The sequence below is a fragment of the Saccharothrix lopnurensis genome (assembly GCF_042658445.1).
In the GTDB taxonomy this organism is placed as follows: Bacteria; Actinomycetota; Actinomycetes; order Mycobacteriales; family Pseudonocardiaceae; genus Actinosynnema; species Actinosynnema lopnurensis.
Window position 1 is genome coordinate 23,486 of sequence record NZ_JBHSQO010000042.1, and the last position, 24,413, is coordinate 47,898.

Annotated in this window: 18 protein-coding genes and 1 pseudogene; 11 read left to right on the forward strand and 8 right to left on the reverse strand. The window is 71.7% G+C overall.

All coding sequences use genetic code 11. The features are described 5' to 3' along the window. Positions 1-3: 3 nt before the first annotated feature. The 3 genes and pseudogenes from ACFP3R_RS37915 to ACFP3R_RS29175 form a co-directional block, all read right to left on the reverse strand. Positions 4-1,458 (reverse strand): annotated as a pseudogene (locus ACFP3R_RS37915) (acyl carrier protein); the annotation flags it as partial. 160 nt (positions 1,459-1,618) lie between these two features. Next, a complete protein-coding gene (locus tag ACFP3R_RS29170; protein WP_380640499.1) occupies positions 1,619-1,855 on the reverse strand; it encodes a ferredoxin in 237 nt (78 codons plus the stop codon). Beyond that, positions 1,852-3,039, reverse strand: a complete 1,188-nt coding sequence (locus ACFP3R_RS29175) for a cytochrome P450 (RefSeq protein ID WP_380640501.1) — start codon at positions 3,037-3,039, stop codon at positions 1,852-1,854. Before ACFP3R_RS29175 ends, ACFP3R_RS29170 begins: the two co-directional genes overlap by 4 nt. Before the next feature lie 500 nt (positions 3,040-3,539). On the opposite strand from ACFP3R_RS29175, the gene ACFP3R_RS29180 reads away from it, so the two are divergent. From ACFP3R_RS29180 to ACFP3R_RS29200, 5 genes are all read left to right on the forward strand, one after another. Beyond that, positions 3,540-4,862 (forward strand): KamA family radical SAM protein, encoded by a 1,323-nt coding sequence (locus ACFP3R_RS29180; RefSeq protein WP_380640503.1) that lies wholly within the window; start codon positions 3,540-3,542, stop codon positions 4,860-4,862. A gap of 29 nt (positions 4,863-4,891) precedes the next feature. Next, a complete protein-coding gene (locus tag ACFP3R_RS29185; protein WP_380640505.1) occupies positions 4,892-6,157 on the forward strand; it encodes a pyridoxal phosphate-dependent aminotransferase in 1,266 nt (421 codons plus the stop codon). Beyond that, positions 6,154-7,080, forward strand: a complete 927-nt coding sequence (locus ACFP3R_RS29190) for an ACP S-malonyltransferase (protein ID WP_380640507.1) — start codon at positions 6,154-6,156, stop codon at positions 7,078-7,080. Before ACFP3R_RS29185 ends, ACFP3R_RS29190 begins: the two co-directional genes overlap by 4 nt. Then, on the forward strand, positions 7,077-8,576 hold the full coding sequence (locus ACFP3R_RS29195; RefSeq protein WP_380640509.1) for an AMP-binding protein: 1,500 nt from the start codon (positions 7,077-7,079) through the stop codon (positions 8,574-8,576). The genes ACFP3R_RS29190 and ACFP3R_RS29195 overlap by 4 nt, the downstream gene beginning before the upstream one ends. A 178-nt stretch (positions 8,577-8,754) precedes the next feature. Beyond that, positions 8,755-9,561, forward strand: a complete 807-nt coding sequence (locus ACFP3R_RS29200; RefSeq protein ID WP_380640511.1) for a DUF6357 family protein — start codon at positions 8,755-8,757, stop codon at positions 9,559-9,561. Between the two features lie 80 nt (positions 9,562-9,641). Here ACFP3R_RS29200 and ACFP3R_RS29205 read toward each other — a convergent pair whose 3' ends face one another. Further along, positions 9,642-10,481, reverse strand: coding sequence for a serine peptidase (locus ACFP3R_RS29205; RefSeq protein ID WP_380640513.1), 840 nt, complete (start codon positions 10,479-10,481; stop codon positions 9,642-9,644). Positions 10,482-10,599: 118 nt separating this feature from the next. Between ACFP3R_RS29205 and ACFP3R_RS29210 the strand changes: the two genes are divergently transcribed. Both ACFP3R_RS29210 and ACFP3R_RS29215 read left to right on the forward strand, forming a co-directional pair. Then, on the forward strand, positions 10,600-15,498 hold the full coding sequence (locus tag ACFP3R_RS29210) for an AAA family ATPase (protein ID WP_380640537.1): 4,899 nt from the start codon (positions 10,600-10,602) through the stop codon (positions 15,496-15,498). A 397-nt stretch (positions 15,499-15,895) separates the two neighbouring features. After that, complete coding sequence (locus tag ACFP3R_RS29215; RefSeq protein ID WP_380640515.1) at positions 15,896-16,642, forward strand: S1 family peptidase; 747 nt, start codon at positions 15,896-15,898, stop codon at positions 16,640-16,642. A gap of 97 nt (positions 16,643-16,739) precedes the next feature. Here the strand turns inward: ACFP3R_RS29215 and ACFP3R_RS29220 are convergent, their stop codons facing one another. Both ACFP3R_RS29220 and ACFP3R_RS29225 read right to left on the reverse strand, forming a co-directional pair. Beyond that, entirely contained in the window at positions 16,740-16,862 is a 123-nt protein-coding gene (locus ACFP3R_RS29220) for a hypothetical protein (protein WP_380640517.1), read from the reverse strand. Positions 16,863-17,434: 572 nt separating this feature from the next. Beyond that, positions 17,435-18,748 (reverse strand): helix-turn-helix domain-containing protein, encoded by a 1,314-nt coding sequence (locus tag ACFP3R_RS29225; protein WP_380640519.1) that lies wholly within the window; start codon positions 18,746-18,748, stop codon positions 17,435-17,437. A gap of 585 nt (positions 18,749-19,333) precedes the next feature. Here ACFP3R_RS29225 and ACFP3R_RS29230 point away from each other — a divergent pair. From ACFP3R_RS29230 to ACFP3R_RS29240, 3 genes are all read left to right on the forward strand, one after another. Next, a complete protein-coding gene (locus ACFP3R_RS29230) occupies positions 19,334-19,909 on the forward strand; it encodes a bifunctional DNA primase/polymerase (RefSeq protein WP_380640521.1) in 576 nt (191 codons plus the stop codon). Beyond that, the gene (locus ACFP3R_RS29235; protein ID WP_380640523.1) at positions 19,906-20,643 is read left to right on the forward strand and encodes a hypothetical protein; all 738 of its coding nucleotides are present in this window, start codon (positions 19,906-19,908) and stop codon (positions 20,641-20,643) included. Before ACFP3R_RS29230 ends, ACFP3R_RS29235 begins: the two co-directional genes overlap by 4 nt. 125 nt (positions 20,644-20,768) lie before the next feature. Continuing rightward, the gene (locus ACFP3R_RS29240) at positions 20,769-21,191 is read left to right on the forward strand and encodes an Imm1 family immunity protein (protein ID WP_380640525.1); all 423 of its coding nucleotides are present in this window, start codon (positions 20,769-20,771) and stop codon (positions 21,189-21,191) included. 101 nt (positions 21,192-21,292) lie between these two features. Here the strand turns inward: ACFP3R_RS29240 and ACFP3R_RS29245 are convergent, their stop codons facing one another. Next, positions 21,293-22,879: an AMP-binding protein gene (locus tag ACFP3R_RS29245; protein WP_380640527.1), complete on the reverse strand. Its 1,587-nt coding sequence runs from the start codon at positions 22,877-22,879 to the stop codon at positions 21,293-21,295. Positions 22,880-23,127: 248 nt separating this feature from the next. Here ACFP3R_RS29245 and ACFP3R_RS29250 point away from each other — a divergent pair, with 248 nt between their 5' ends. Next, positions 23,128-23,376: an acyl carrier protein gene (locus ACFP3R_RS29250; protein WP_380640529.1), complete on the forward strand. Its 249-nt coding sequence runs from the start codon at positions 23,128-23,130 to the stop codon at positions 23,374-23,376. Between the two features lie 63 nt (positions 23,377-23,439). Here the strand turns inward: ACFP3R_RS29250 and ACFP3R_RS29255 are convergent, their stop codons facing one another. Beyond that, complete coding sequence (locus tag ACFP3R_RS29255) at positions 23,440-24,342, reverse strand: proline iminopeptidase-family hydrolase (protein ID WP_380640531.1); 903 nt, start codon at positions 24,340-24,342, stop codon at positions 23,440-23,442. Between the last annotated feature and the right edge of the window lie 71 nt (positions 24,343-24,413).

The following is a 24,413-nucleotide window of genomic DNA, read 5'->3' on the forward strand; positions in this document are numbered from 1 at the left end:
GCCGGCGACGCCCGCGGCGGCCTGCGAGTGGCCGATGTTGGACTTGATCGAGCCCAGCCACAGGGGCCGCTCGTCGGGGCGGTCCTGGCCGTAGGTGGCGAGGATGGCCTGCGCCTCGATCGGGTCGCCGAGCCGGGTGCCGGTGCCGTGCGCCTCGACGGTGTCGACCTCGTGCGGCTCCAGCCCGGCGTTGGCCAGGGCCTGCCGGATGACGCGCTGCTGCGACGGGCCGCTGGGCGCGGTCAGGCCGTTGGACGCGCCGTCCTGGTTGATCGCGGTGCCCTTCACGACACCGAGCACGCGGTGGCCGTTGCGGATCGCGTCGGACAGCCGCTCCACGACGAGCACGCCGACGCCCTCGGCCCAGCCGGTGCCGTCGGCGGCGGCGGCGAACGGCTTGCACACGCCGTCGGGCGCCAGGCCGCGCTGGGTGCTGAACGCGGTGAACGCGCCGGGGTGCACCATGACCGCGACACCGCCCGCGAGGGCCATCGAGCACTCACCGTCGCGCAGCGCCTGCGCCGCCAGGTGCAGCGCCACCAGCGAGCCCGAGCACGCCGTGTCGATCGAGACGGTGGGGCCCTCGAAGCCGAACGAGTAGGCCAGCCGGCCGGACACCACGCTCGGCGCGTTGCCGGTCAGCAGGTAGCCGTCGAGGCCCTCCGGCGCCTGGTGCAGCCGGGGGCCGTACTCCTGGGGCTCGACGCCGATGTAGACGCCGGTCTGGCTGCCGCGCAGCGTCAGCGGGTCGACGCCCGCGTGCTCCAGCGCCTCCCACGCGGTCTCCAGGACCAGCCGCTGCTGCGGGTCCATGGCCAGCGCCTCGCGCGGGCTGATGCCGAAGAAGTCGGCGTCGAACTCGGCGGCCTCGGTGAGGAAGCCGCCCTTGCGGACGTAGGACTTGCCGGGCTTGCCGGGGTCCGGGTCGAACAGCGCGTCCAGGTCCCAGCCGCGGTCGTCGGGGAAGTCCGCGATGACGTGGCGGTGGTCGGCCACGACCCCCCACAGCTTCTCCGGGGTGTCGCTGCCGCCGGGGTAGCGGCAGCCGACGCCCACGATGGCGATCGGCTCGTCGTACCGCCCGCCCGCCGGCTTGGCCACCGCGATGGACCTGGTGGCCCGCTCGCCGAGCAGCACGCCGCGCACGAACCTCGCCGCGGCCAGCGGCGTGGGGTGGTCGAAGACCAGCGTCACCGGCAGGTCCAGGCCGGTGGCGGCGGTCAGCCTGCGGTGCAGGTCGACCGACGCCAGGGAGTCGAAGCCCACCTCGCGGAAGGGCCGGGTGGGCTCCACCTGGTCGGGCGCGTCCGGCAGGATCGCCTTCAGCGCGGCGACGGCCTGCTCGTGCACGACGCCGAGCAGCACGCGCTCCTGCTCGGCCACCGGCAGGTCGACCAGCCGCGCGCGCAACGCGCTGGTGTCGGCGGGCTGGGGCGTGACGTTCTCGGACTCGCTCATCCGCGCTCCACTGCTCTGGCTGGTCGATCGCCGGCGGGCACTGGTCGAACACTCGCCGATCGCTGGTCGAACTTCGGACACGGCACGCCCCGCGACCGGTGCGGTCGCGGGACGGCGGGGTCGTGCTGGGGCGGGAGCGACCGGGGTCGCCCCCGCGTCCTCACTCCTCGGGGGCGAGGACCCGGCCGGTCGCCGCGTCCGTCACGGTGATGGCGGCCATGGGGCACATCTCGGCCGCGTCGATCAGGGCGTCGCTCGGGCCGACCTCGGGGCTCAGCGCGATCGCCTTGCCCTCCCGGATCTCGATCTCCGCCGGCGCGGTGCCGGCGCACACGCCGGTGCCGATGCACGCCTGCCGGTCCACCGCGACCTTCCAGATCGCCTCGGTGGTGCTCACCACTTCACCCGCAGCAGCCGGGGGCCGCGCACCAGCAGGCCCTTCTTCCACTCGACGCCCTCGTCGCCCTCGGCGAGGTCGAGGTCCGGGAACCGGGTGGTGATGACCTCCAGGGCGACCTGGAGCTCCATCCGGGCCAGCTGCGCGCCCAGGCAGTGGTGCGGGCCGTGGCCGAACGCGACGTGCGGGTTGTTGGCCCGGCGGAAGTCGATGTCCTCCGGGTCGGTGAAGATGTCCGCGTCGCGGTTGGCGCCGGGCAGCGAGACCAGGATGGGCTCGCCGGCCTTGACCACCACGTCGCCGAGCCGCACGTCCTCGGTGGCGTAGCGCGGGAACATGGCGGCGGGGTTGAGCGGGATGAGGCGCAGCAGCTCCTCGACCGCGGCCGGGATCAGCTGCGGCTCGGCCTTGAGCAGCTCGAAGTGCTCGCGGCTCTTGAGCAGCGCGTAGACGAAGTTCGGGATGTGCGTGGACACCGTCTCCGAACCGGTCAGCAGCAGGCCGACGCCGGTGATGGACAGCAGCTCCTGCTCGGTGAGCACGTCGTCGTTGTCCCGCGCCTTGACCAGCGCGCCGAGCAGGTCGTCCGTGGGCTCCGCGCGGCGCTGGGCGATGAGCGCGCCCATGTAGCCGAACAGCTCCTCGACCAGCGACATCAGCGGCTGGGCGGTGCTGGTCAGGCCCTCGGTCCAGACCCGGAACTTGGTGCGGTCCTCGAACGGCACGCCCAGCAGCTCGCAGATCACCACGATCGGGAACGGCAGCGCGAAGTGCTCGACCAGGTCGGCGGGCGAGCCCTTGGTGACCATGTCGTCGAGGAACTCGTTGGCGATGCGCACCGCGCCCGCGCGCATCTCGTTGACGCGGCGGGCGGTCAGGGCCTTGCCCGCGAGCTTGCGCAGCCGGGTGTGGTCCGGCGGGTCGAGGCCGATGATGCCCTCGTAGGTCATCTCCTCGCGGGTGCGGGGCTGGTCCTGGCCCTGCGCCGCCGCCCGGCTGAACCGGGGGTCGGTCAGCACCGTCTTGACGTCCTCGTACCGGGTGGCGAGCCAGGAGACCTCCCCGAAGGGGAGCTGGACGCGGCTGACCGGCTCGTCCCGGCGCAGCGCGCCGTACAGGGGGTCGATGTCGATCCCCGGTTCCTCGCTGAACGGGTAGCTGCGCACCTGCTGGGTTGCTGTCATTCTTTTTCTCCTCCGGGTGCGCCGGTCAGCCGACCGCCGCGCTCCACACGCCCAAATGAGGTTTGCCCGGAGGCTGGTCCGCGACCGCTCGCCGCACAAAAGGCCCGCCCCGGCACGATGGGGGAAGCCTAATCTCGCGCGGGAACCTCTTCACACCCCCGCAACGCCCCTACGTTCCCCCTATCGGCCGCCACCACCCCGCCACCACCGCGTCACCACCCGGTGAAGGGCCGTGACCAGCGCCGGTGATGCGCGACACGGTGGCCCGGACCGGTGCTCCGGGTGTGGTGAGGGGTGGTGCAGGGGCCGCACTAGGGGTTCCGGCGACCACTTTCGCACTAGGGTCGCACCACAGGGCCACCGCTGACCTCACCGGTCATTCGACGCGTTCTCCCGCGCCACCGCGGCCGCCGGCCCCGGTGGCGCCCGGAGTGCGCATTCCCGGCCTGCGAATCGAACCGAAGAAATCCTGGGATGCCCGAAACGGACGGTGTTTGCGCATGTCCCTGTTGGCCGCGGAGTCCTCCCGCTTCCGCTCGTTCGGCCCCCACCACGTGGACGAGGTCGCCGCGCGCTACGCGCTGCCCGCGCACCTGCTGGACAGCGTGCGGGTGATCGCCCAGGTGCTGCCGTTCCGCGTCAACGAGTACGTGCTGTCGCACCTGGTGGACTGGAGCCGCATCCCGGACGACCCGATCTTCCAGCTGGTGTTCCCCCAGCGCGGGATGCTCGACGAGAACGACGAGCGTGAGCTGTCGGTGCTGCTGCGCGAGGGTCGCAAGAAGGAGCTGCGCGAGGCGGTCGGCCGCATCCGCGCCGGGCTCAACCCGCACCCGTCCGGGCAGATGCAGCTCAACGTGCCGAACCTGGAGGGCACGCAGCTGCCGGGGATGCAGCACAAGTACCGCGAGACGGTGCTGTACTTCCCGCAGCAGGGCCAGACGTGCCACGCCTACTGCACCTACTGCTTCCGCTGGGCGCAGTTCGTCGGCGACGCCGACCTGCGGTTCGCCGCCCCGGGCCCCGAGCTGCTGGTGCGCTACCTGCGCAACCACCCGGCCGCGTCCGACGTGCTGGTCACCGGCGGCGACCCGATGATCATGAGCACCGAGCGGCTGCGCGCGCACCTGGAGCCGATCCTGTCGGTGGACACGGTGCGCACCATCCGCATCGGCACGAAGTCCGTGGCCTACTGGCCCTACCGGTTCACCACCGACCCCGACGCCGACGACGTGCTGCGCCTGTTCGAGCAGGTGGTGGCCTCCGGCCGGGCGCTCGCGGTGATGGCGCACTTCAGCCACCCGCGCGAGCTGGAGACCGCGCAGGCCAGGCTGGCGCTGTCCCGCATCCGCTCCACCGGCGCGATCGTGTACTGCCAGGCCCCGCTGGTCCGGCGGGTGAACGACGACCCGCGCGTCTGGGCGGAGATGTGGCGCGGCCAGCTCGCCGCGGGCCTGGTGCCCTACTACATGTTCGTCGAGCGCGACACCGGCCCCAAGGAGTACTTCAAGGTGCCGCTGGCGCGGGCGGTCGAGATCTTCCAGGCGGCCTACCGCACCCTGCCGGGCCTGGCCCGCACCGTCCGCGGCCCGTCCATGTCGGCCACCCCCGGCAAGGTCCTGGTCGACGGCGTCGAGGAGGACCTGGACGGCAAGCACTTCCGGCTGCGCATGGTCCAGGCCCGCGACCCCGGGCTGGTCGGCCGCCCCTTCCGGGCCAGGTACTCGGAGGAGGCGTCGTGGCTGAACGAGCTGGAGCTCGACCCGGCGACGCCGGCCGACATCCTGGCCGCGGTCAACGGCACCAAGGCCCCGGTCCGCTGACCCGGTCCGCCGACGACGAAAGGTTCGCTGTGGTCATCCGGAAGATCTCGCCCAACCTCGCGCTGGACCACCAGGTGTCGCTGCGCCGGGCCGCCGGCGAGCCGATCGTGCACCTGGGGTTCGGCGAGGCCCGCCTGCCCGTGTTCCCCGGCCTGGTCGAGCGGCTGGCCGCGGGCGCGGGCCGCAACTCCTACGGCCCCGTCCCCGGCCACCCCGGCGTGCTGCGCGCCGTGGCGGGCTACTTCGCCCGCCGGGCCCTGCCCACGACCGAGGAGCAGGTGATCGTGGCGCCGGGCAGCAAGGCGCTGCTCATGGCGCTCCAGCTGGTCGTCCCGGGCGACGTGCTGCTGACCGAGCCCTGCTGGGTCACCTACGCGCCCCAGGCGCTGGAGGCCGGCAAGCGCGTGATCGGCGTGCCGGTCCCGGCCGAGTGCGGCGGCGTGCCGGACCCGGACGCGCTGCGCGAGGCCGTGCGGGCCGCCCGCGCCGAGGGCGCGAACCCCCGGATCGTGGTGCTCACCGCGCCGGACAACCCCACGGGCACCACGGCGACGCCCGACCTGGTGCGCCGCATCTGCGCCGTGGCCGAGGAGGAGGACCTCCTCCTGGTCTCCGACGAGATCTACCGCGACCTGGTGCACGACCCGGACTTCGAGTACCTCAGCCCCGCCGAGGTCGCGCCGTCCCGGACGGTCGTGGTCACCGGCCTGAGCAAGAGCCTCGCCCTGGGCGGCTGGCGGATCGGCGCGGCCCGCTTCCCGGCCGACGAGGCCGGTCTGCGGATGCGCGCGGACGTGGCCTCGGTGGCGAGCGAGATCTGGTCCACCCTGGCCGGTCCCATGCAGGAGGTCGCCGAGTACGCGTTCGACGAGCCCGCCGAGCTGGTGGCCCGCCGCGACGCCGACGCCCGCCTGCACGGCGCCCTCGCGCGGGCCGTGCAGGACCTCGTGGTCAAGGCCGGCGCCCTGTCCCGCCCGCCCACCGGCGGCTTCTACGTCTACCCCGACTTCGAGCCGCTGCGCGGGCAGCTGGCCCACCAGGGCGTCGTCGACGGCGAGTCGCTCCAGGAGCACCTGGTCACCCACTACGGGGTGGCGGTGCTCGCGGGCACCCACTTCGGCGACGACCCCCGGGCGCTGCGCTTCCGCGCCGCCACCAGCGTCCTCTACGGCGACACGCCGGAACTCCAGCACGCGGCGATGGCGGCGGAGGACCCGACGACCGTGCCGCACGTCGCCGAGGCGCTGACGGCGATCGAGCTGGCCTTCACCTTCTCGAAGGCGGCCGTCCGGTGACCGCGATCGCCTTCCCCGGCATGGGGCCCGTCAAGTTCGCGGACGTGGCCAAGTTCATGCTGATCAACCCGTTCGCCCGCGAACTGCTGACCACCGCCGACGACGTGCTGGGCTACGACCTGTTCGCCGCCCTGCGCGACAGCGGGTCCGACTACGCCGAGGCCGCCCAGGTGGCGTTCCTGGTCAACAGCCTGGCCCTGGCCCGCTGGGCGGAGCAGCGCTTCGAGTTCGAGCCGGACCTCTGCACCGGGGCCAGCTTCGGCGGCAAGGCGGCGGCCGTGCACTCCGGCGCGCTCGGCGTCGAGGACGGCATCCGGCTCACCGCGGATCTGGTCCGCGTCGAGACCGAGTACTTCGCCGAGCACCACGGCGACGTGGTGACGCTCTCCTTCGCCCGCACGCCCCGCGACGAGCTGGACCGGGTGCTCGCCGAGCTGGACGACTGGCACGAGATCTCCTGCCACGTCGACGAGGACTTCTACATGGTCTCGCTCAAGCGGGACCGGCTCGGCTGGTTCCAGCAGCGCCTGAAGGCGGCGGGCGGGCTCCCCCTGTACGAGATGGACCCGCCGATGCACGTCAGCGCCTTCGCGGGGCTGCGCGACCGCGTCGAGCGGGAGCTGTTCCCGGGGCTGGCCTTCCGCGACCCGCGCACCCCGGTGGTCGCCGACCAGGACGGCTCGGTGCGGACCACCGCCGAGGGCGTGCGCGCGATCCTGCTCGACGGCGTGGTCCGGCCGGTGCGCTGGCCCGAGGTCGTGCGGTCGCTGCGGGCCGAGGGCGTCACCACGCTCTGCGTGGCCGGGCAGGACTCGCTGTTCGGCCGGGTGGCCTGCACCACCAACAACTTCACGGTGATCGCGGCGACCCCGCGCCTGGCGATGCAGCCGCACAAGCGCCCGGCACTGAGGAGGGCGGCATGACCGAGGACGACGCCGTGCTGCACGCCCGATTCCTGCGCGGCCTGCGCCTCGCGCCCGGCAACACCGCCCTCCACCTGGAGGACGGTCGCACGGTGAGCTACGAGGAGCTGCACGAGCTGGCGCTGGCCTGGGCCGGCGCGCTGCTCGCCGCCTCCGACGCGCCGCCCCGGGCGATCGGCGTGCTGGCCGACAAGACCCTGGAGTCCTACGCGGGCCTGCTCGCCGTGCTCTACACGGGCGCGATCGCGGTGCCGCTGCACCCGGACTTCCCGGCCCAGCGCACGCGGCACATGCTGGAGGCCGCGAAGGTGTCCGCGGTGGTGGCCGACGCGCCGGGCCTGGCCGCCCTGTCCGGGTTGGGCGTCGACCTGCCCGTGCTGGCGCCCGCCGCGGGTCCCGTGGTCGGCAGGCCCCTGGACGAGCCGGTCGCGGTCTCGTCGAAGGACCTGGCGTACGTCCTGTTCACCTCGGGCTCGACCGGCCGCCCCAAGGGCGTCCCCATCACGCACGCCAACGCGGACCACTACTTCTCGATCCTCGAACGGCGCTACGACTTCACCGCGGACGACCGCTTCTCCCAGTCGTTCGACCTGAACTTCGACTGCGCGATGTTCGACCTGTTCTGCGCCTGGGGCGCGGGCGCGCAGGCCCACCCGGTGCCCGGCGCCGCCTACCGCGACCTGCCCGCCTTCGTCGCCGAGCGGGGCCTGACGGTCTGGTTCTCCACCCCGTCGGCCATCACCCTGGTCCGCCGCATGGGCGGCCTGTCCCCCGGCTCGATGCCGGGCCTGCGCTGGAGCTTCTTCGCCGGCGAGGCCCTGCGCGCGGCCGACGCCGAGGACTGGCTGCGGGCCGCGCCCGCCTCCACCCTGGAGAACATCTACGGCCCGACGGAGCTGACCGTCACCATCACCGGGCACCGCTGGACCTCGGGCACGCCGGACCTGTGCCTCAACGGCCTGGTGCCGATCGGCGAGGTCCACGAGGGGCACGACCACCTCCTGCTCGCCGAGGACGGCGGGGAGTCGGACACCGAGGGCGAGCTGTGCGTCACCGGCCCGCAGATGACCTCGGGCTACCTGGACGCGGCCGACGACGAAGGCCGCTTCCTGCACCACGACGAGCGCCGCTGGTACCGCACCGGAGACCGCGTCCGCCGGCACCCCGACGGCACCCTGGTCTACCTGGGCCGGTTGGACTCCCAGGTCCAGCTGGCGGGCTGGCGCGTCGAGCTGGCCGAGGTGGAGCACGCCCTGCGCGCCTGCGAGGGCGTCGTGGACGCGGTCGCGGTGACCCGCCCCACCGACACGGGCCTGGAGCTGGTCGTCTACTACACCGGCGAGCCCACCCCGCCGCGCCTGCTGGCGAAGGAGCTGCGGGACGTGCTGCCGAAGGGGATGCTGCCGCGCGAGTACCGGCACGTCGACGAGTTCCCGCTCAACTCGAACCGCAAGGTCGACCGGGGTGCCCTGGCCAAGCTGACCTCCGGCGGCTGACCGACGCGGGCGCGCCCACCGGTCACGTGGACCGGTGGGCGCGCCCGCGTTCTTCGCGGTGTCCTGGGGCTCGTCGCGGTCACGCGATCAGCATCCCGGTGGGAGAACCGGCGCACCCGAGGACGGCGATGAGACCACGGACCTCCGGCGAGGCGTCCCGTCCGGTGTCGGGACGGGCATGAGCGAGGTCGTGTTCACCCGGGAGAACGGCTGGATACCGCGGGTCGTCCGCGCGGACGGCGAACTGAGGCTCGAACTCGGCGCCGGGGCCGACGCCAACCACGACCCCCGCACGTTCACCGTCCCGCTCTCCGAGACCCACCTCCGGGCGATCCGGGACGACCTGACCCGGCACCTGCTGCTGTGGAGCGCGCTCCTGCCCCTGTGCGCGGCCGCCGGGACCAGGGGCCCGCTCGACGAACGCGCGGCGGTCGCGCTGCTGGACCCGATCCTCCTCGACGCGCCCGAGGACGTGGAGTCGCTGTTCCGGGACGTCGCCTGGGACCGGCGCCGACTCGTCGCCCAGGGCGCGGACGTCGCGCTGCTGGAGCGCGGCGAGGTCTTCGCCGCGCTGCGCCCCGCGACCGCGGAGTCCGACTGGCGCCGCGTCCACGAGTACGACGCGGACCGCGACCGCGACCGCGCCCGGCGCGGGGTGCGGCTCACCCCGCTCGACGCGGCGCTGCTCAAGTACACGGGCCGCTACCCGCACGGCGGGAAGCGCCCGACCCGGGAGCCCGACGCCGTCGACCCCGACCTGCTGCCCGAGGTCATGCGGGTGATCGCCACCGCGGAGCGGGCGTGCGCCGGGATGCGGATCTCCCCCGGTCGGGGGAACGCTCCGGGGCACAGCGGGTGGAAGCGGGTGGAGGAGGAGGTCGACCGCGCGGTCCGCGGCGCCCACCCGCACCTCGTCGACGACGCGGTGCGCACCGTGAGCTTCCTGATGTGCTCGGAGGCCGCCGCCCGGTCGCGGACGTCCTGAGGGCGGTCGGAGCGACGGCCGGGCGGGGACGCCCGGGACGCGCCGTCCTCCGGTGGCCGGCCGCCGGGGCTGATCCGCGCTCACCGGTCCACGTGACGGGTGAGCGCGCCCGCGACCTCCGGGTGCCCCAGGTAGGCGCCCAGGGTGTGGAAGTCCAGCAGTCCGATGTGGACGTCCGCGTGGTGGTCGACCGGGAACCGGTCCCCCAGGCGCGGCGGCAGGGCCACGAGATCGCCCAGGTCGGCGTAGTTCTCCCACCGCGCGACACCGGCGGGTTTCGCACCCCGTTCGCCGCGCGGCGCGGGGTCCAGCGCGTGGAACACCGCCCCCGGCGCGCCGAGCGGCGACCCCAGGGTCACCAGCAGGTCGACCTCCAGGTCCGGGTGGGCGTGCAGGGCCTCGTACGCGACCACCGAGCCCAGCGAGTGGGCGACCACGACGCCCGGCCGCGCCCGCCGGATCGCCTCCGCGATGCGGTCGCGGGCGGCCTCCCGCCGGTGGCGTTGCCCCGTGTAGGCGGAGACCTCCCTGATCAGGGCGGCCACCACGCGCCCGCACCGCTGGACCGAACCGCCGCGTCGGCGGGCGAGCACGCCCAGGGCCTGCCGCACCGGCCACAGGAACGGGTTCTGCGGCTCGTCCGGCACCTCGACCCCGGCCAGTTCCAGCCACCGCTGGGCGAGCACGAGTTCCGCGTCCGTCAGGTCGTCGAGGCCGTCGTCCCCCTCGTCCTGCCGCTCGTCCACCGGGTCGTCGAACAGCAGGTCGGCGTAGTAGGCCATGACGACCTCGGGAGGCGCGGGGAGGCTCGCCTCCGCCTTCGCCAGCCCACGGGCCAGGTGGCCGCCGGCATCGAGGGCGAGCCCGGCCGCGGCGTCCTGGGCGGACAGTCCCTTCTGCCGGTTCCAGATTCCGTGCACCACGACTATTGCGGACAGGACGGCACCTCCGTGTGGTACTCCGACCTGCGTCGGGCGTGAGCCGGGCGACCACCATGGTCGCACGGTCGCGCTCAACTGGTTCCGTGAAAGGGTGGCGATGGTCAAGTCCTGGGTGGTCGGTGCCGGCGGTTTCCCGGTCCGGCTCGTCACCGAGGAGGAGCGTGTCGCCGGCACCGCGCCGTTCTCCCGGCTGGAGAGCGTCGAGCCGGCGGTGAAGCGCGTGAGCCGTGAACTGGACCGCCTCGGCCTGTCGGCGGGCCGCCCCCTGGTGGACCCGGACCACAGGACCGCGACCGCCGCGTGGCGGGACGTCCGGAGCCAGGCCGAGGACGAGCCGCTGGTACTGCTGTTGAGCGGCCACGGCGAGGTGCTCAACAACGAGCTGTACTTCGCCGTTCTCGACAGCGCCAGGGGCGTGGAGTTGCGCGAGACGACGCTGAACGTCAGCGCGATGCTCGGCGACGTCGAGGCGGGCGCCACCGGGCCCGCCCTCTTCCTGCTCGACGTGTGCCGGGCGGGCGCCGCCCTGTTGGCCCAGGACTTCCACCACCTGACGGACCGCCGCCGCAAGTCCTGGGTGATCGCGGCCTGCGGCGCGGACGAGTCGACGTTCGGGGCGCGGTTCAGCACCGCCACGGCGGCGGTGCTGAGGCGCCTGGCCAGGGGCTGGCTCGACGTCACCCCCGTCCTGCCCTTCGTCCCCGTCGAGACGCTCGCGGCCGAGATCGACCGCGAGCTGGGTCGTACGGCCGGAGCCGGTCACCCCTCCTCGGTCCTGCGCACGCCGACGTCGGAGGCGACGATCCAACCCGCCCCGTTCTTCGCGAACCCGGCCCACGCCAAGGACCCCTTCGCGCGCTACCGCGCCAGGACGAGCGCGGCGCTGTGGCAGCTGGCGGCCGAGAGCGACCCCGGCCTGGACCCGGTGCACTTCATCACCAGGGCCGCCGGCACCCCGACCGCCGACCACTGCCTGTTCACCGGTCGCGACGTGGAGCTGGCGCGGATCGCCCGGTGGATGGAGGCGCCGAGCAGCGGGGTGCCGAACCTCCTCGTGGTCACCGGTAGCCCCGGCTCGGGCAAGTCCGCGCTGCTCGGCGTGGTGGCCTGCCTGACGCACCGCCAACTCCAGCCGGTGGCCAGGACGGTGCTCAGCCGGATCCGGCAGAACCGCCCGCGACCCACTGCCCGCGTGCTCGCCGTGCACGCCCGCCGGCGCACCGCCACCGAGGTCGTGTCGTCCCTGCTGCGGCAGCTCGACCCCGGGCACCCGGACCCGCAGTCGTCGCCGACGCTCGACGACCGGGAGCCCGGGGACGACGTGGGGACGCTGGTGCGGCGCCTGTCACAAGCGGGGCCGGTGATCGTCATCGTTGACGCGCTGGATGAGGCGATGGACCCGGAGAAGCTGTTGACGACGGTCCTGGAGCCCGTGTCGAAGGGCGCCGACTGCCGGCTCCTCATTGGCACCCGTCCCTGGTGGGACCGGTTCCCCGCGCTGAGCCCCGACGCGAACGCCCCGGAAGGCGTACTCAACCTCGACACCGTGCCGGAGGAAGACCTCTCCACGTTCCTGGACGACCGGCTGTGGTCCGACCGGCGCTACGGCGCCGACGTCACCAAGGCCCTCGCCGCACGCCTGGCCCGCTCCCCGGACAACGGCGGCTTCCTGCTGGCGACGCTGTTCGCCGACCACCTGTCCCGGCTGCCGGCCGACGTCCCGCTGACACCCGAGGAGTTGGTCGGCCGGCTGCCCGACACGATCTCGGGGATGCTCGACCTCCACCTGAACACCATCGGCGCCGCCACCCCCGCCGTGGGGCCACTGGTGCGGGCGCTGGGCACCGCGCGCGGTCGCGGGATGCCGCTCGACCTGCTCCACGCCGCAGCCCGCGCCTGCGCGCCGGGGACCCCGTCGACCGACCTCGACGACACCCGGGAGGCGCTCGCCGAGATCGCGTTCTACCTGCGCACCGACGTGGACGTGGACGGCCGCCTGCTGTACCGGTACTTCCACCAAACCCTGGTCGACCACGTCCGGGACGCGGTGGACCACGCGGCTGTGCTCGACGCCCTGGTGGCGGCCGTGACCGAGGCGGGTTCCTGGGGGTCCGCGCACCCCTACCTCAAGCGCCACCTGGCCGGCCACGCGGCAGAGGTCGGTGGCGCGCTCGACGGCCTGCTGGGCGACGCGGGCTTCCTGGTGCACGCCGAGCCCGACGAACTGGCCCCCCACCTCCACCTGGCGGTCGGGGAACGCGCCCGAGCCCACGCGTCGGTGTACCGCACGTCCGTGCCCCACCACCCGCTGCGCGGGGTCACCGAGGTCCGCCGACAGCTCCTCGCGCTCGACGCGCTGCGGTGGAACCTGCCCGTGCTCGCCCGGGACGTGGCGGCGACCGGCACGCCGCTGATCCCCCCGCGTTGGGCGACGGGCTCGCTCGTGCACCCCGCGCTCCGCCACTCGCTGCCGCACGGCCCAGGGGTCGAGGAGCCGACCGCGGTGGAGCTGGCCGGCATCCCGCACGCGCTGACCACCAGCGCCCTCCACGGCCACACCGACGTGAAGCTGTGGAACCTGGTGGACGGCAGCCTGCGGCACGTCCTGCCCCACCCGGGAGATCCCGGGACCCGGGTCTCGGTCGTCGACGTGGTGGGGTTCGAGGGCAGGCCCCACGCGGTCACCGGCGACAACAACGGCTGTCTGCGGGTGTGGGACCTCGTCGACGGCGTCGAGCGCCACGTGGTGGCCACCGGCGGACCGAACCTGCCCGCCGTGCGGCACGCGCCCGCCTCGCAGTTCTCGATCGTGGACCGAAGGGCCGGGCTGACCGCCAAGGCCACCGCGTCCACCGGCGGCCTCTACGGGATCGTCGCCTCGAACGGGGGCTTCCGGGTCTGGGACCTCGTCAGCGGCCGCGAGCACCTCTTCATCCCGGCGGAGGGGCTGGCCGGCGACCCGCCGAGGTTCCGCGGTTTCGCCCGGCTCCGCGACACCCCGCACGTGCTGGTCACCGCGGGCACGCACATCAAGGCCGTCGACCCGGTGACAGGACGGGAGCACACCCGGGTCCCGGTGGGCCCGGACCACCCCCAGAACTTCTTCCTGCTGGAACTCGGTGGGGAGCCGTACCTGCTCGTCCACGACGAGAAGTGGGCCCACCTGCACGACCTGACCGGTGGCGGGGAACGGCTGACCGTTCGACGCCGGTCGTCGAGGCTGACCAACTACTTCTGGTACGACCTGGGCGATCGGCACCTGTTGGCCGTCGCCCGCGGTGAGCAGGTCGTCGTGTGGGACGTCGCCGACAACTCGTCCGAAACCCGCGAGATCCCCTCGTTCGAAGAGGAGGCGGTTACCCGGTGGCTGCACCTCGTGGGCGACGAACTCGTCCTGGTCCTGGTGTTCGAGTCCGGTCTCGCCGTCTGGGGCGTCACCGGGGGCGGGGTCGACCACGTCCCCCTCCCGGTCGAGCGGTCGTCGAAGCTCTACGTGGTGGGTTGTGCCGATGTGCGGGGACGCTCGCTCCTCGTGATCTCGAACGAGTACGCGCACTTCGTCGTGGACCTGACGGACCGGACCCTCCGGCACGTCCTCTCCCACGGCGACGGGGAGAACCGCACGGACCTGGCCTACATCTCCAGCACGCTGGTGTCCTCGTGGCTGCTCACCACCGCGTGGGACACCGTCGTCCGGGTGTGGGACCTGACCGAGGAGGGCCACCGCCAGCAGTCGTCCGGCGGACGGGGCAAGGTCGACGGGCTGGGGCTCGTGGAGGTCGGAGGGCGGCCGCACGCGCTCGCGGCCCGCGCCGGTTCTCTCACGCTGCTTGACCTGGCGACCGGCCGGACCGTCAGGACGACCTCCCTCTCCCGGGACGATCCGGCGTTTTTCCTGGAACCCCGCAAGGTCTACGTGGCGGAGCGGCACGCCCTGTTCCGGCTCGACCGCCACCACATCCGCGTCTGGGACTTCACCACCGGCGTCGACCGGGAACCGCTGGCGGTCCGGCCCGGCGACCGGGAACCGCTGCTGACCACCGTCGGCGGGCGCGACTGCGCCGTCCGCCTGTCCGACGACGGTCGAGGGCTCGTGGTGCGCGACCTGGAGAGCGGCGAGGTGCGGAAGGCGGTCCACGACGTCGAGGCCGCGGAACGGGTCGCGGGCCACGCGGTGTCGTTCGGCGAGGTGGCCTACGTACTGACCAGTTGGACCACCGGCGCGGACCGGTTCTGGGAGGCGTGGGACGTGGCGGGCGGTGAGCCGAAGGGCGTCCTGGTCCACCCGGACGACGAGGTCGGCCACAAGCAGGGGCTTCTGGTGGGCGACGAGGAGCGGGTGCTCGTGGTGACGTTGAGCGGTGGCACGGCCCGCGTCTGGCGGGCCTCCGGCGGCGAGGAGCTGTTCACCCTGTCCCACGCGCCGGACGCTCCGGTCGAGAAGATCGCGACGGCCTCCGTGGCGGGCACGCCATACGCCTTCACCACCGGCGCGGACTGGCTGATCCACGTGTGGGACCTGTCCGACGGGATGAGGGTGTGCACGCTCGCCCCGGATCGGGTCCCGTCCGGCAACTTCTCGTTCATCGAGAACGTCGTGACGATCGGCGGTCACCTGCACATCGCGACGCTGGACAGCGAAGGCGTGGTCGACCTGTGGAACCTGTCCGACGGGACGAAGCGGCGCACCATCACGCTCCCCGAACAGCCGTCGAGCTGGCTGCTAACCGAGACCCCGGACGGGCGCGTGCAGCTGATGGTGACCACCGGGGGCAGCCGGGGCAACGGCGTCGTCCTGATCTGGGACCTGGTCGACGAGACCGACGACGAGCCGGTCCAGCTGGTGCTGCCCGACCCGGTGCTGGCGATGGGCATGTCGGCGCGGGGGCTGGTAGTCGCGTTCGGCGCGGACGTCGCCCTGTTCGACAACGGCGCTCCGGAGGAGGACCCGGCGGGCCGGCCCACGCCCCTGCAACTACCCCATAATGCGCGCTGAACCTGGCGGGAACATTTCGGACGCGCTATCGTCCGATGATGGGGAGAGTACACCACAGGTCATTGCCGAGTGTTCTACATCACAGCTGAACCGCGTTCACGGAACAACCAACGAAAGTCGCGAACACGCGGTTTGTGACCTGTTCGTCAATTCACCACAGTGAACCACGGTCAAGCCCCCCACCAGCGGATACGTAATTCCCGAAGCCGGTTTCGGGACATTCCCGCACACAGGTCTGGACCACCTGCCCGGATGACGGGAAAAGCGCATTCGTCACCGATGACTTCGGTCGTTCACCGACCGACCATCGGCCCGTCCCGACCCGCCCGCCCGACGCGACAGGCTGCGCTCGGTGGATCGATCCACCGCTCCGCACATCGCTGAAGGTGACCAACACATGCGCATTCGACGCGTCCTGTCCCTGCTCGTCGGCGCCGCCGCCCTGGTGTCCACCGCCGCCCTGGCCGCCCCGGCGTCCGCCGCGCCGGCCGTGCCCCCGAGCCAGACCGACATCATCGACGGCGGCCCGGCGTCGTACGCCCCGTTCGCGGTCCGCCTGTTCGCCAACGGCACCCCGTGGTGCTCCGCGACCATCATCGCCCCGTCGTGGGTGCTGACCGCGCAGCACTGCGTCTCCGACGACAGCGCGACGTACACGTTCCGGATCGGCAGCCTCCAGCAGAACTCCGGCGGCACCCTGGTGACCGGCGTCGAGGTCGTCGACCACCCCTCGGCCGACATCTCCCTGGTCCGGATCGACCAGGCGCAGCCGACCTGGTGGCAGTTCGCGAGACTCGGCACGTCCTCGGCGGTGGCGGCGAACCAGGCCGTGCAGATCTGGGGCTGGGGCGCCACCTGCCTCGGTGACGAGATCAGCTGCCAGTCACCGGTGCTGAAGATGGCCAACACCCTGGTCGAGTCGGTCAGCGCGTCCGACTGGCTGGGCGGCGTCGCGATCTCGTCGACGCGCGTGGACGGCATCGCCGCCGGCGGCGACTCGGGCGGCCCGATGATGGCCACCAGCCCGGTCGACGGCCAGTACTACCAGGTGGGCGTGTCGTCCACGAGCGACCGCTCGAACTGGTGCGCCTACACCAACATCACCGTCTACCGGCCCTGGATCCTCTCGGTCGCGGGCGTGTGACCGGAGCCCGACTGCCGTGCCCCCTGTTCAGGGCGCGAGAGCGGTGAAGCGCTCGGCCGGGATGTCCCGGCCGAGCGTTTTCGCGTGGACGACGTGGTCACTCGTCCACGACGGGGATCCGGTAGGTCAGCCCGTAGCGGTCGCCGGGAACCACGATGTCGCACGTCTCGACCGGCAGGCCATCCGTGAGGAACGTCCGCGTCGGCTTTCGCGCCGGCACGCCGCGCGTCGTCGGCGAATTCGTCCGTGAGCTTGCGCCCGCGGTAGCGATCGCGGGCCAGCCGTTCGACCTGCTGTCGCGGGCGCACGAAACTGCCCTTGCCGCTGTGACTGTCGACCAAACCTTCGCCAAGCCCGCGAATACCCGCTATCCGCACCGGCCAAAGAGCGTTATTCAGAAGCCACCAACCGAGTCAGCAGCACTTCAGGCTGGTGATGCTGCGGATAATCGCGGGCGATCGTGGGCGATTCTGCCGGTCGGGCGCGGTAGCCGGCGGCGGGGATCTTCCGGTTCTTGAGGTGGGCGATGGCCTTCAATCTTCATGTCTGACATATCATTGTAATTAGAGCGAGAGCGAAGCTGTTCGTAGGTGAGCAATAGTGCGTCAAGTTGCTCGATCGCAACTTTCAAGTCAGCCATAATCTCGGCATTGCAACATGGAGAGTTGGCCGTGGTCTTCAAGTCGACCTCGACTAGATTTCCAATCGTGACTACGCAGGCAAGCCGATCTGCGTACCACCCGCTTACCCCTACCAGCCGCCGGTAGCCCTAACCGTAATAAACTGTAAACCTTACAATGCCCTTACCCCGACCACATCTCTAATCCGCTCCTCCAGCTCACGCACATCAGCGATCTGGGAATGCGTGTGCGATGCGTCAGCGAGCTGCTCAAGGGCGTCATTGACCCGATCAGATCGTACAGAGCCGACCGATGCAAGTGCGTCGTTGCCCAGACGTACTGCCTCATATGGGTCATCACAGGCCATCATCAGAATGGCGAGATTGACTTTAGCCAGCGCCTTGCCGCGGGAGTGCCCTTCCGGAAAACGGGCGACGGCTGATTCGAGTTTCTGGCGTGCCTCTTCGTGCCCGCCACCACTCAACGCCACGTACAACAGCGCCCGACCCGCGTCGCGTTCCAGGTGAGCAGCGTTGTAGTACGAAATCCACTCCGGTTCGGTGTCGGTCGTCACCTGTGCGAACAGGTCTTCGGCCTTGCCGACCGCGGCGCGACAGTCCTCGCTGCGGGAAACCCCGGCCAGCCCGAGTGCACGGGCCTGACGGGTGTGCATCATCGAGCCGACTTTCGGGCTCAACCGGTCAGCCCGAACCAGCGCCATCTCCGCAAAGCTCAAGGCGTCATCGGTCCGCCGCTGATGAACCGAGAGGTTCACCAGGCCGGAAAGAGCCTTGGCGCGCATCGCCCAGTCACCAGATTCCGTCGCACAGCCCACTCCAAACCGGAAGGCACGTTCAGCGTGGGTGTGCAAGCCTGCGTCGAAGCAGACTCCAGCAGCTGTATCGGCCAGCTCGGCCACAGCCGAGAACAGCGTGCTCCGCACACGAGCGCTGGCGAACGAGCCTTCGGTCAGCTCAGCCGAGGCAGATAGCTGGGTCATGACGGCACGAGACGAGAGCTTTCCGCCGTACTGGTGGTCTTGGCCGGCGAACAGCCGGGAGAGCTGCCGCACGTGATCCACGTCAGCCTGGCCGATCTTGGCGCGGCCGGCGACGCTCGCCGTTCGGGCACCGAACTCCTGCATCGGGTCAGAGAACGCCAGGCCAGCCACTGAACCAGCCAGCACGCGCAAAAACGTCTTTCGCTCCACGTCATCCCCTCCTTCGGCAGAGCCGGGGCTTGTCTCCACGGTAACCCGTGGGTGGGGCACGGCTTCAGCGGCAGGATTCAGCAAGGCGTCCAGCTCGTCCATGTCGATCTTCAGCAGCCTCGCCAGCTTCGCCCGCACGTAGGGCAGTGGCTCACGTGCCCCTTGCTCCCAGCGGGCCACCGTGGAGCGGTCGACGTCCAGGGCATGAGCGAATGACTCCTGGGTGAAGCCGGCAGCCTTCCGAGCGCGTACAAAGCCTGATCGCCGTACTGCCATCGGATGACCTCCTGGCCCGTGCCTGCCGTATCGCCGGGGTGAACATTCCCGCTGGTCGAGCGTAGCGCTGCACCGAACTGGCCTCATTCGGGCGATAGATCCGCTTCAGAGCTGCGCTGTCGTTCGCCCCACCGGGATTCCACTCTTGATCTCGAACCCAGCGCCAGGCAAGCCCTCCGGGCGAATCTGCCTCCCCGAGTCCCGGTGGCTTCCGCGCCGCCTGGTGCTGGGTGTCACCCGATGACGACACCGACGCCACATAGGGAGCAGCGCCCATGTCACCCCGCAATACCCAACCGTCCACATAGGACCGGGCGTAGAGGATTCCGAACACTGTCCGCCTGCGCACCACCATGTTCGCTCGTGCCGCACAGCTCGCCGGTTTCCACTCGGGCTACGGGCCGGCCAAGGCGACGGGCGTCAACCGCTCCACGGTGGCACGGGTGACGAGTGGCGAGCTTCAGCCCCGTCCGGCGTTCATCGGCGGTGCGCTTGTCACCCTCGCCCCGATGCGGTGTGACGACCTGTTCGAGGTCGTTCCCGCCTCCGCCCCCTCCGGGGATTCCTCGACCGAAAGGCAAGACCGTGCCGACCAGCACGCTGGACACCGAAGCGTCCACGACCCTGCAAGCCGCCCTGCACTACGCCGAACCGGGTTGGCCCGTGCTACCCGGAGCGATCTGGAAGGACGGGCACTTCGCCAACCCGGCTGATGAGCTACCCGTCACCAGTCCGTGCCTCCACCCCATCGAGGCAGCGACCACCGACGCCGAACTGGTGCGCGCATGGTGGTCGGCGCCGGGTCTGCACGCACCCGACGTCTTCACTGTAACCGGTCCGGAGCTGGGCGCGTTCGCGGTGGCCGAACCGTTGGTCATGGCCCTCGCCGACGACCCCTGGTTCTCGAAGCTGCCGACGCCGGTGTTGGCCTTCCCGAACATGCCCCTCGCCTACTTCCTCGTCCGGCCGCCGGTGCCCTCGATGCTCATGAGCCACGAGGCTCGGGGCGTGGAGGCCAGGGTGCCCCTGCCCCTGCCGCCCAGTGGCCTGGAGACCACGCCCGTGCTCTGGCTGGTCACACCCGCACAGGCAGGCCACCACCTGATGCCCGCCGATGCCCTGGTCGACCTGATCCAGAGCTACGAGAGGAAGAGCGCATGACCAAGCTGGTTGTCACGTCAGACCAAGCCGTGAAAGGGCTGGACAGGACCTTTATCGCTTTGGTCGATGAGCAGCCGATCCCGCAGAACGTCGTGCCTGACTCCGGCAGCACGGATGGCGACAGGGTGAAGCCCGTCGTCCCCTACGTGGCCATGTGGAGCGAGGAGGTGGTGGAGGAACCGCGGCTCGTGGAGCACCCCAGCGGGGCGGGGATCGCGTACGCGGACGAGATCCTCGGCGATCGGGACAGCCGGGGCGTTCTCTGGGACCGGGCGGCGATCGCGCCCGGACACGGCAAGCCGCAGTTCGCCAAGATCCACGTCCACCGCCAGCGCCGCGCCATGCGGAAGCTGCTGTGCCAGGTCTGCGGCCAACCCGCCGACGAGGACGAGGACGGCGTCCTCTGGCTCCTCCCCGACCGCACGGGGCGCTGGGCCGGGTGGCCCGAGGAAATGCTCGTCAGCGAGCCCCCGGTCTGCGCGCCCTGCCTCGCCCTGGCGACTCGCGTCTGCCCCGCCTTGCGCAAGGAGGGGCACCTCGTGATCCGGGCGGGCTCGTGCCCGACCTACGGGGTCGAGGGCTTCCGGTACCGCGCGGGACCACGGCGGCGGCCGGTTCCCGTTGAGCGCGAACTCGTCTCCTTCGCCGACCCCGCCATCGCCTGGGCCCTGGCTTCCAAGTTGGTGCGCGAACTCCTCGACTGCGCGGTCGTGGAGGTCGAAGCGGGCGTGTGACCGATCGGTGGCACCGAGGCCCCGTTCAACGAGAACACCCGGTGATCCAGGGTGAACGGTGCCGGGCTCGTTCGACGGGAGAAGTCCGGCGGGATACGAACCTTCACCGGAGGGGAGCAACCACCGTGGCGACGCTGAAGGCCATCTACGACCACGAGTCGGGTCAGGCGCCCGTCCAGGTCAGGACGCAAGGCGAGCTGGAGGCGTTGATCGAGCGCGTGCGCGCCTGCTCGACCGGCTACCCGTGCCCGGCCGTCGTCGACATCACCGTCATGGACGACCCCCGGGGCTTCCCGCGGTTGTACGCCGGGATCGGGGAGGACCGGGGCTATGTCCACGAGCTGCCCCCTGGTGGGCAGGCGAGGGCCACGGCAGGAGATCGCGAGGCGACCGGTGTGGTGATCTACGACTTGCAGGGGCACGAGCTGGAGGTGCCCGCCAACCAGGAGGTGTCCCTGTCGGTGGTGCGCGCCGTGCTCTCCGCCTACCTGACGTGCGACGGGACGATTCCGGCGGATCAGCCCGGTCTTCAGCTCGTCGGCGCGTGAGGTGGGTGCCGATCCGCGGTTCACCCAGACCTCGTAGCGGCTTCCGCCGAACACGCCAATGGGGCGCCCCCGTCCCGGGACGCCCCACCGACTTGCCCGACTCAGCGCCGGCCGATCCCGGCCAGCAGCGCCGCGCGGTCCACCTTCCCGTTCGGCGTGGTCGGCAGCTCGTCGAGCACCCGGACGTCCTGCGGCACCATGTAGTCCGGCAGCGCCTCCATGCAGAATGCCTTCAGCTCCAGCTCGTCCAGCCCCTCGGCCCCACCCGCCAGCACGACGAACGCGGCCAGCGCCGGCTCCCGGTCGGGCACGGGCACCAGCAGCGCGGTGGCCGCCGCGACGCCCGGGAACTCGGCCACCCGGCGCTCGACCTCGCCCAGCTCCACCCGGTTGCCGCGGATCTTGACCAGCGAGTCCGCCCGGCCGCTGAAGTACAGCTCGCCGCTCTCGCCGCGCCGCGCCAGGTCACCGGTCCGGAACACCACCTGGCCGGCCCGCGGGTTCAGCGGGTCCAGGACCAGTGCCCGACCGGTGGCCTCCGGGTCGTTCCAGTAGCAGGTGAACAGGGCCGCGCTGCGGAGGTGCACCTCGCCCACGCCGCCGACCTCGTCGACCGGCTGCCCGTCCTCGTCGATCAGCACCATCTCGGCGCCGGGGTGGGCGAAGCCGATCGACAGCTCCTCCACGTCCTCCGGCAGCGGGTTGGGCACGTCGGTGAACGACGACGCCACGGACTCGGTGCTGCCGAAGCAGTTGACGATCCGCACGCCCGGCAGCAGCGACTGGAGCGACCGCAGCTCCGGCATCGGGAACTTCTCGCCCGAGTAGAGGATGCCGCGGATCGCGCCACCCAGCTCGCCCAGCATCTCCGACTCGTGCCGCAGCACCGGCCGCCAGATCGACGGCACGCCGTTGACCTGCGTGGCCTGCGCGTCGTGCAGGAACCTGACCAGCTTGCGCGGCCACCGCAGCAGGTCGCGCGGCACCGGGACCACGGCCGCGCCGCTGCCCAGCGCCAGGCCGATGTCCAGCAGCGAGAAGTCGAACTGGAGCGGCGAGGTGGTCGCCACCCGGTCCTCGGCGGAGACGATGCCGTGCGCGAGCATCCCCCGGAAGAAACCCAGGATCGCCCGGTGGCTCATCACCACGCCCTTGGGGCGCCCGGTGGTGCCCGAGGTGAAGATCATGTACGCCGCGTCGGTCGGGGTGACCTCGCGGCGGTGCCGGACCCGCGGCGCGGGAGCGCGCTCCACCACCAGGCCGTCCGGACCGAACCGCGCCAGGCCGACGCCCTCCGCGACACCCTCGCGCCGACCGTTCGCGGCCTGGAGGTGCAGCGCGGGCTCGACCGCCTCGACGATCGCCTGCAACCGCTGCGCGGGCGTCTCCGGGCTGACCGGGATGTAGGTCAGGCCCAGCGACGAGCACGCCAGGAACGCGGTGATCGACCACGACGTGGTGTCGGACTCCAGCACCACCCGGTCGCCGATGTCCAGGCCCAGCTCGTCCAACTGCGCCGCCAGCGCCGAGACCCGGCGCTCCAGCTGCCGGAAGGAAATGGCGCCGAACTCGCCGTCGGCGTATTCGACCACCGCCGGCCGCTCCGGCACCAACCGCGCGCCGACGAGCAGGAATTCGTGCAAAGTCGCGACCTGGTCGTGCGCTCGCGCGAATACTTCTCGACCCATGCTCTGGTGCACCCCACTTGTCGAAGCCGACCGAACGCACAGCCATCCAAAGGCTAGCAGTGCAGCTCAGAGGGCCAACCCGGAACATACCCCTAACGGACCCCTAATCCGCTCCGCAATCCGCCCCGCAAACCCCTTCGGGGTTTTTCGGACTCCGTGCGAGATCATTGTTGCACGGTTTTGCCGTGCTACCGTTGCGACATCGCAGCGGCACATTGTCAAATTGACCCGGAAGGGGCACGGTCATCATGTGGGAAGAGCGGTTCGAGGAGATCCTGCGCAAGCACCTGCCGTTCCTCGACGCGGGCGAGGAGCTGAGCGCGGACATCGAGCTGCGCGACGTCGGCCTGGACTCGCTGGCCATGGTCGACCTGCTCGCCGAGCTGGAGAAGGGCTACGGCGTGCGGTTCCGCGACGACGCGCTCAACCCCGAGACCTTCCGCACGCCCGAGACGCTGTGGACCACGCTGTCCGGGATGCTCGAACCGACGGCCTGACCGAGCGCGGGAGAAGGGGGGCGGACCAACCGGTCCGCCCCCCTTCTTCGTGCCCACGACCCCTTACAGCCCCTTGAGGAACTCCAGCAGCACCGGGTCGAACCGGTCGGGGTTCTCCAGGTGCGGCAGGTGGCTCGCGTCCGGCACGACCTCCAGCCGCGCCCCCGGCACCAGCTCGTGGAACGGGGCGGTCGCCGCCGCGGTCACCTCGTCGTGCTCGCCGCGCACCACCAGCGTGGGCGCGGTGATCGACGGCAGCTCCGGGATCAGCGAGTAGTCCTTCAGCGTGCCGGTGATGTGGAACTCGTTGGGCCCGTTCATGGCGCCGTACACCGTCGGGTTGGTGGTGATCTCCATGAACGTCGCGGTCAGGTCGCTGGGCAGCGACGTCATCCGGCACACGTGCCGCTGGTAGAACACCGCGCTGGCCTCCTGGTACTCGCGGCTGCCCGTGGTGCCCGCCGCCTCGTGCCGGCGCAGCACCTCGTCCACGCCGGCGGGCAGCGCCTCGCGCAGCTCGTCCAGCTCCGCCAGCCACAGCGGGTAGGAGGCCGGCGAGTTGGCCACCACGAGCCCCACCAGCCCGGCGGGCCGCCGCGCGGCGTGCGCGGCGGCCAGGACACCGCCCCAGGACTGGCCGAACAGCACGTACCGGTCGGCGATGTCCAGCGCCTCCAGCAGGTTGTCCAGCTCGTCGAGGAACAGCTCGGGCGTCCAGAAGTCCGCGCCCCGGTCGCGCAGGTGGGTCGAGCCGCCGTTGCCCAGCTGGTCGTAGTGCACGACCGGCCAGCCCTCCTCGACCAGGGACGCCAACCTCAGCAGGTAGTCGTGCGTGCTGCCGGGCCCGCCGTGCAGGACCACCACCGGCGGCCGGTCGCCGCCGAGCTCGCCGGTCACCCGGTACCACGTCTTGTACGGCCCGAAGGGCACCGTCCCCTTGCGGCTCGGCGCCGGCGTCGCGGCCATCCGCACCACTTCCCATCCTCCGTGCGGGGCCGGGGCCCCGCGGTCGTCACAGCAGGCGCTCGTCACAGCAG

Excerpts from the sequence above, each read along its gene's own strand:
- ACFP3R_RS29235 (WP_380640523.1), top strand. The coding sequence starts at position 19,906 with ATGACCAAGCTGGTTGTCACGTCAGACCAAGCCGTGAAAGGGCTGGAC.
- ACFP3R_RS29210 (WP_380640537.1), top strand. The coding sequence starts at position 10,600 with ATGGTCAAGTCCTGGGTGGTCGGTGCCGGCGGTTTCCCGGTCCGGCTC.
- ACFP3R_RS29245 (WP_380640527.1), bottom strand. The coding sequence starts at position 22,879 with ATGGGTCGAGAAGTATTCGCGCGAGCGCACGACCAGGTCGCGACTTTG.
- ACFP3R_RS29180 (WP_380640503.1), top strand. The coding sequence starts at position 3,540 with ATGTCCCTGTTGGCCGCGGAGTCCTCCCGCTTCCGCTCGTTCGGCCCC.
- ACFP3R_RS29255 (WP_380640531.1), bottom strand. The coding sequence starts at position 24,342 with ATGGCCGCGACGCCGGCGCCGAGCCGCAAGGGGACGGTGCCCTTCGGG.
- ACFP3R_RS29215 (WP_380640515.1), top strand. The coding sequence starts at position 15,896 with ATGCGCATTCGACGCGTCCTGTCCCTGCTCGTCGGCGCCGCCGCCCTG.
- ACFP3R_RS29195 (WP_380640509.1), top strand. The coding sequence starts at position 7,077 with ATGACCGAGGACGACGCCGTGCTGCACGCCCGATTCCTGCGCGGCCTG.
- ACFP3R_RS29250 (WP_380640529.1), top strand. The coding sequence starts at position 23,128 with ATGTGGGAAGAGCGGTTCGAGGAGATCCTGCGCAAGCACCTGCCGTTC.
- ACFP3R_RS29200 (WP_380640511.1), top strand. The coding sequence starts at position 8,755 with ATGAGCGAGGTCGTGTTCACCCGGGAGAACGGCTGGATACCGCGGGTC.
- ACFP3R_RS29175 (WP_380640501.1), bottom strand. The coding sequence starts at position 3,039 with ATGACAGCAACCCAGCAGGTGCGCAGCTACCCGTTCAGCGAGGAACCG.
- ACFP3R_RS29225 (WP_380640519.1), bottom strand. The coding sequence starts at position 18,748 with ATGGCAGTACGGCGATCAGGCTTTGTACGCGCTCGGAAGGCTGCCGGC.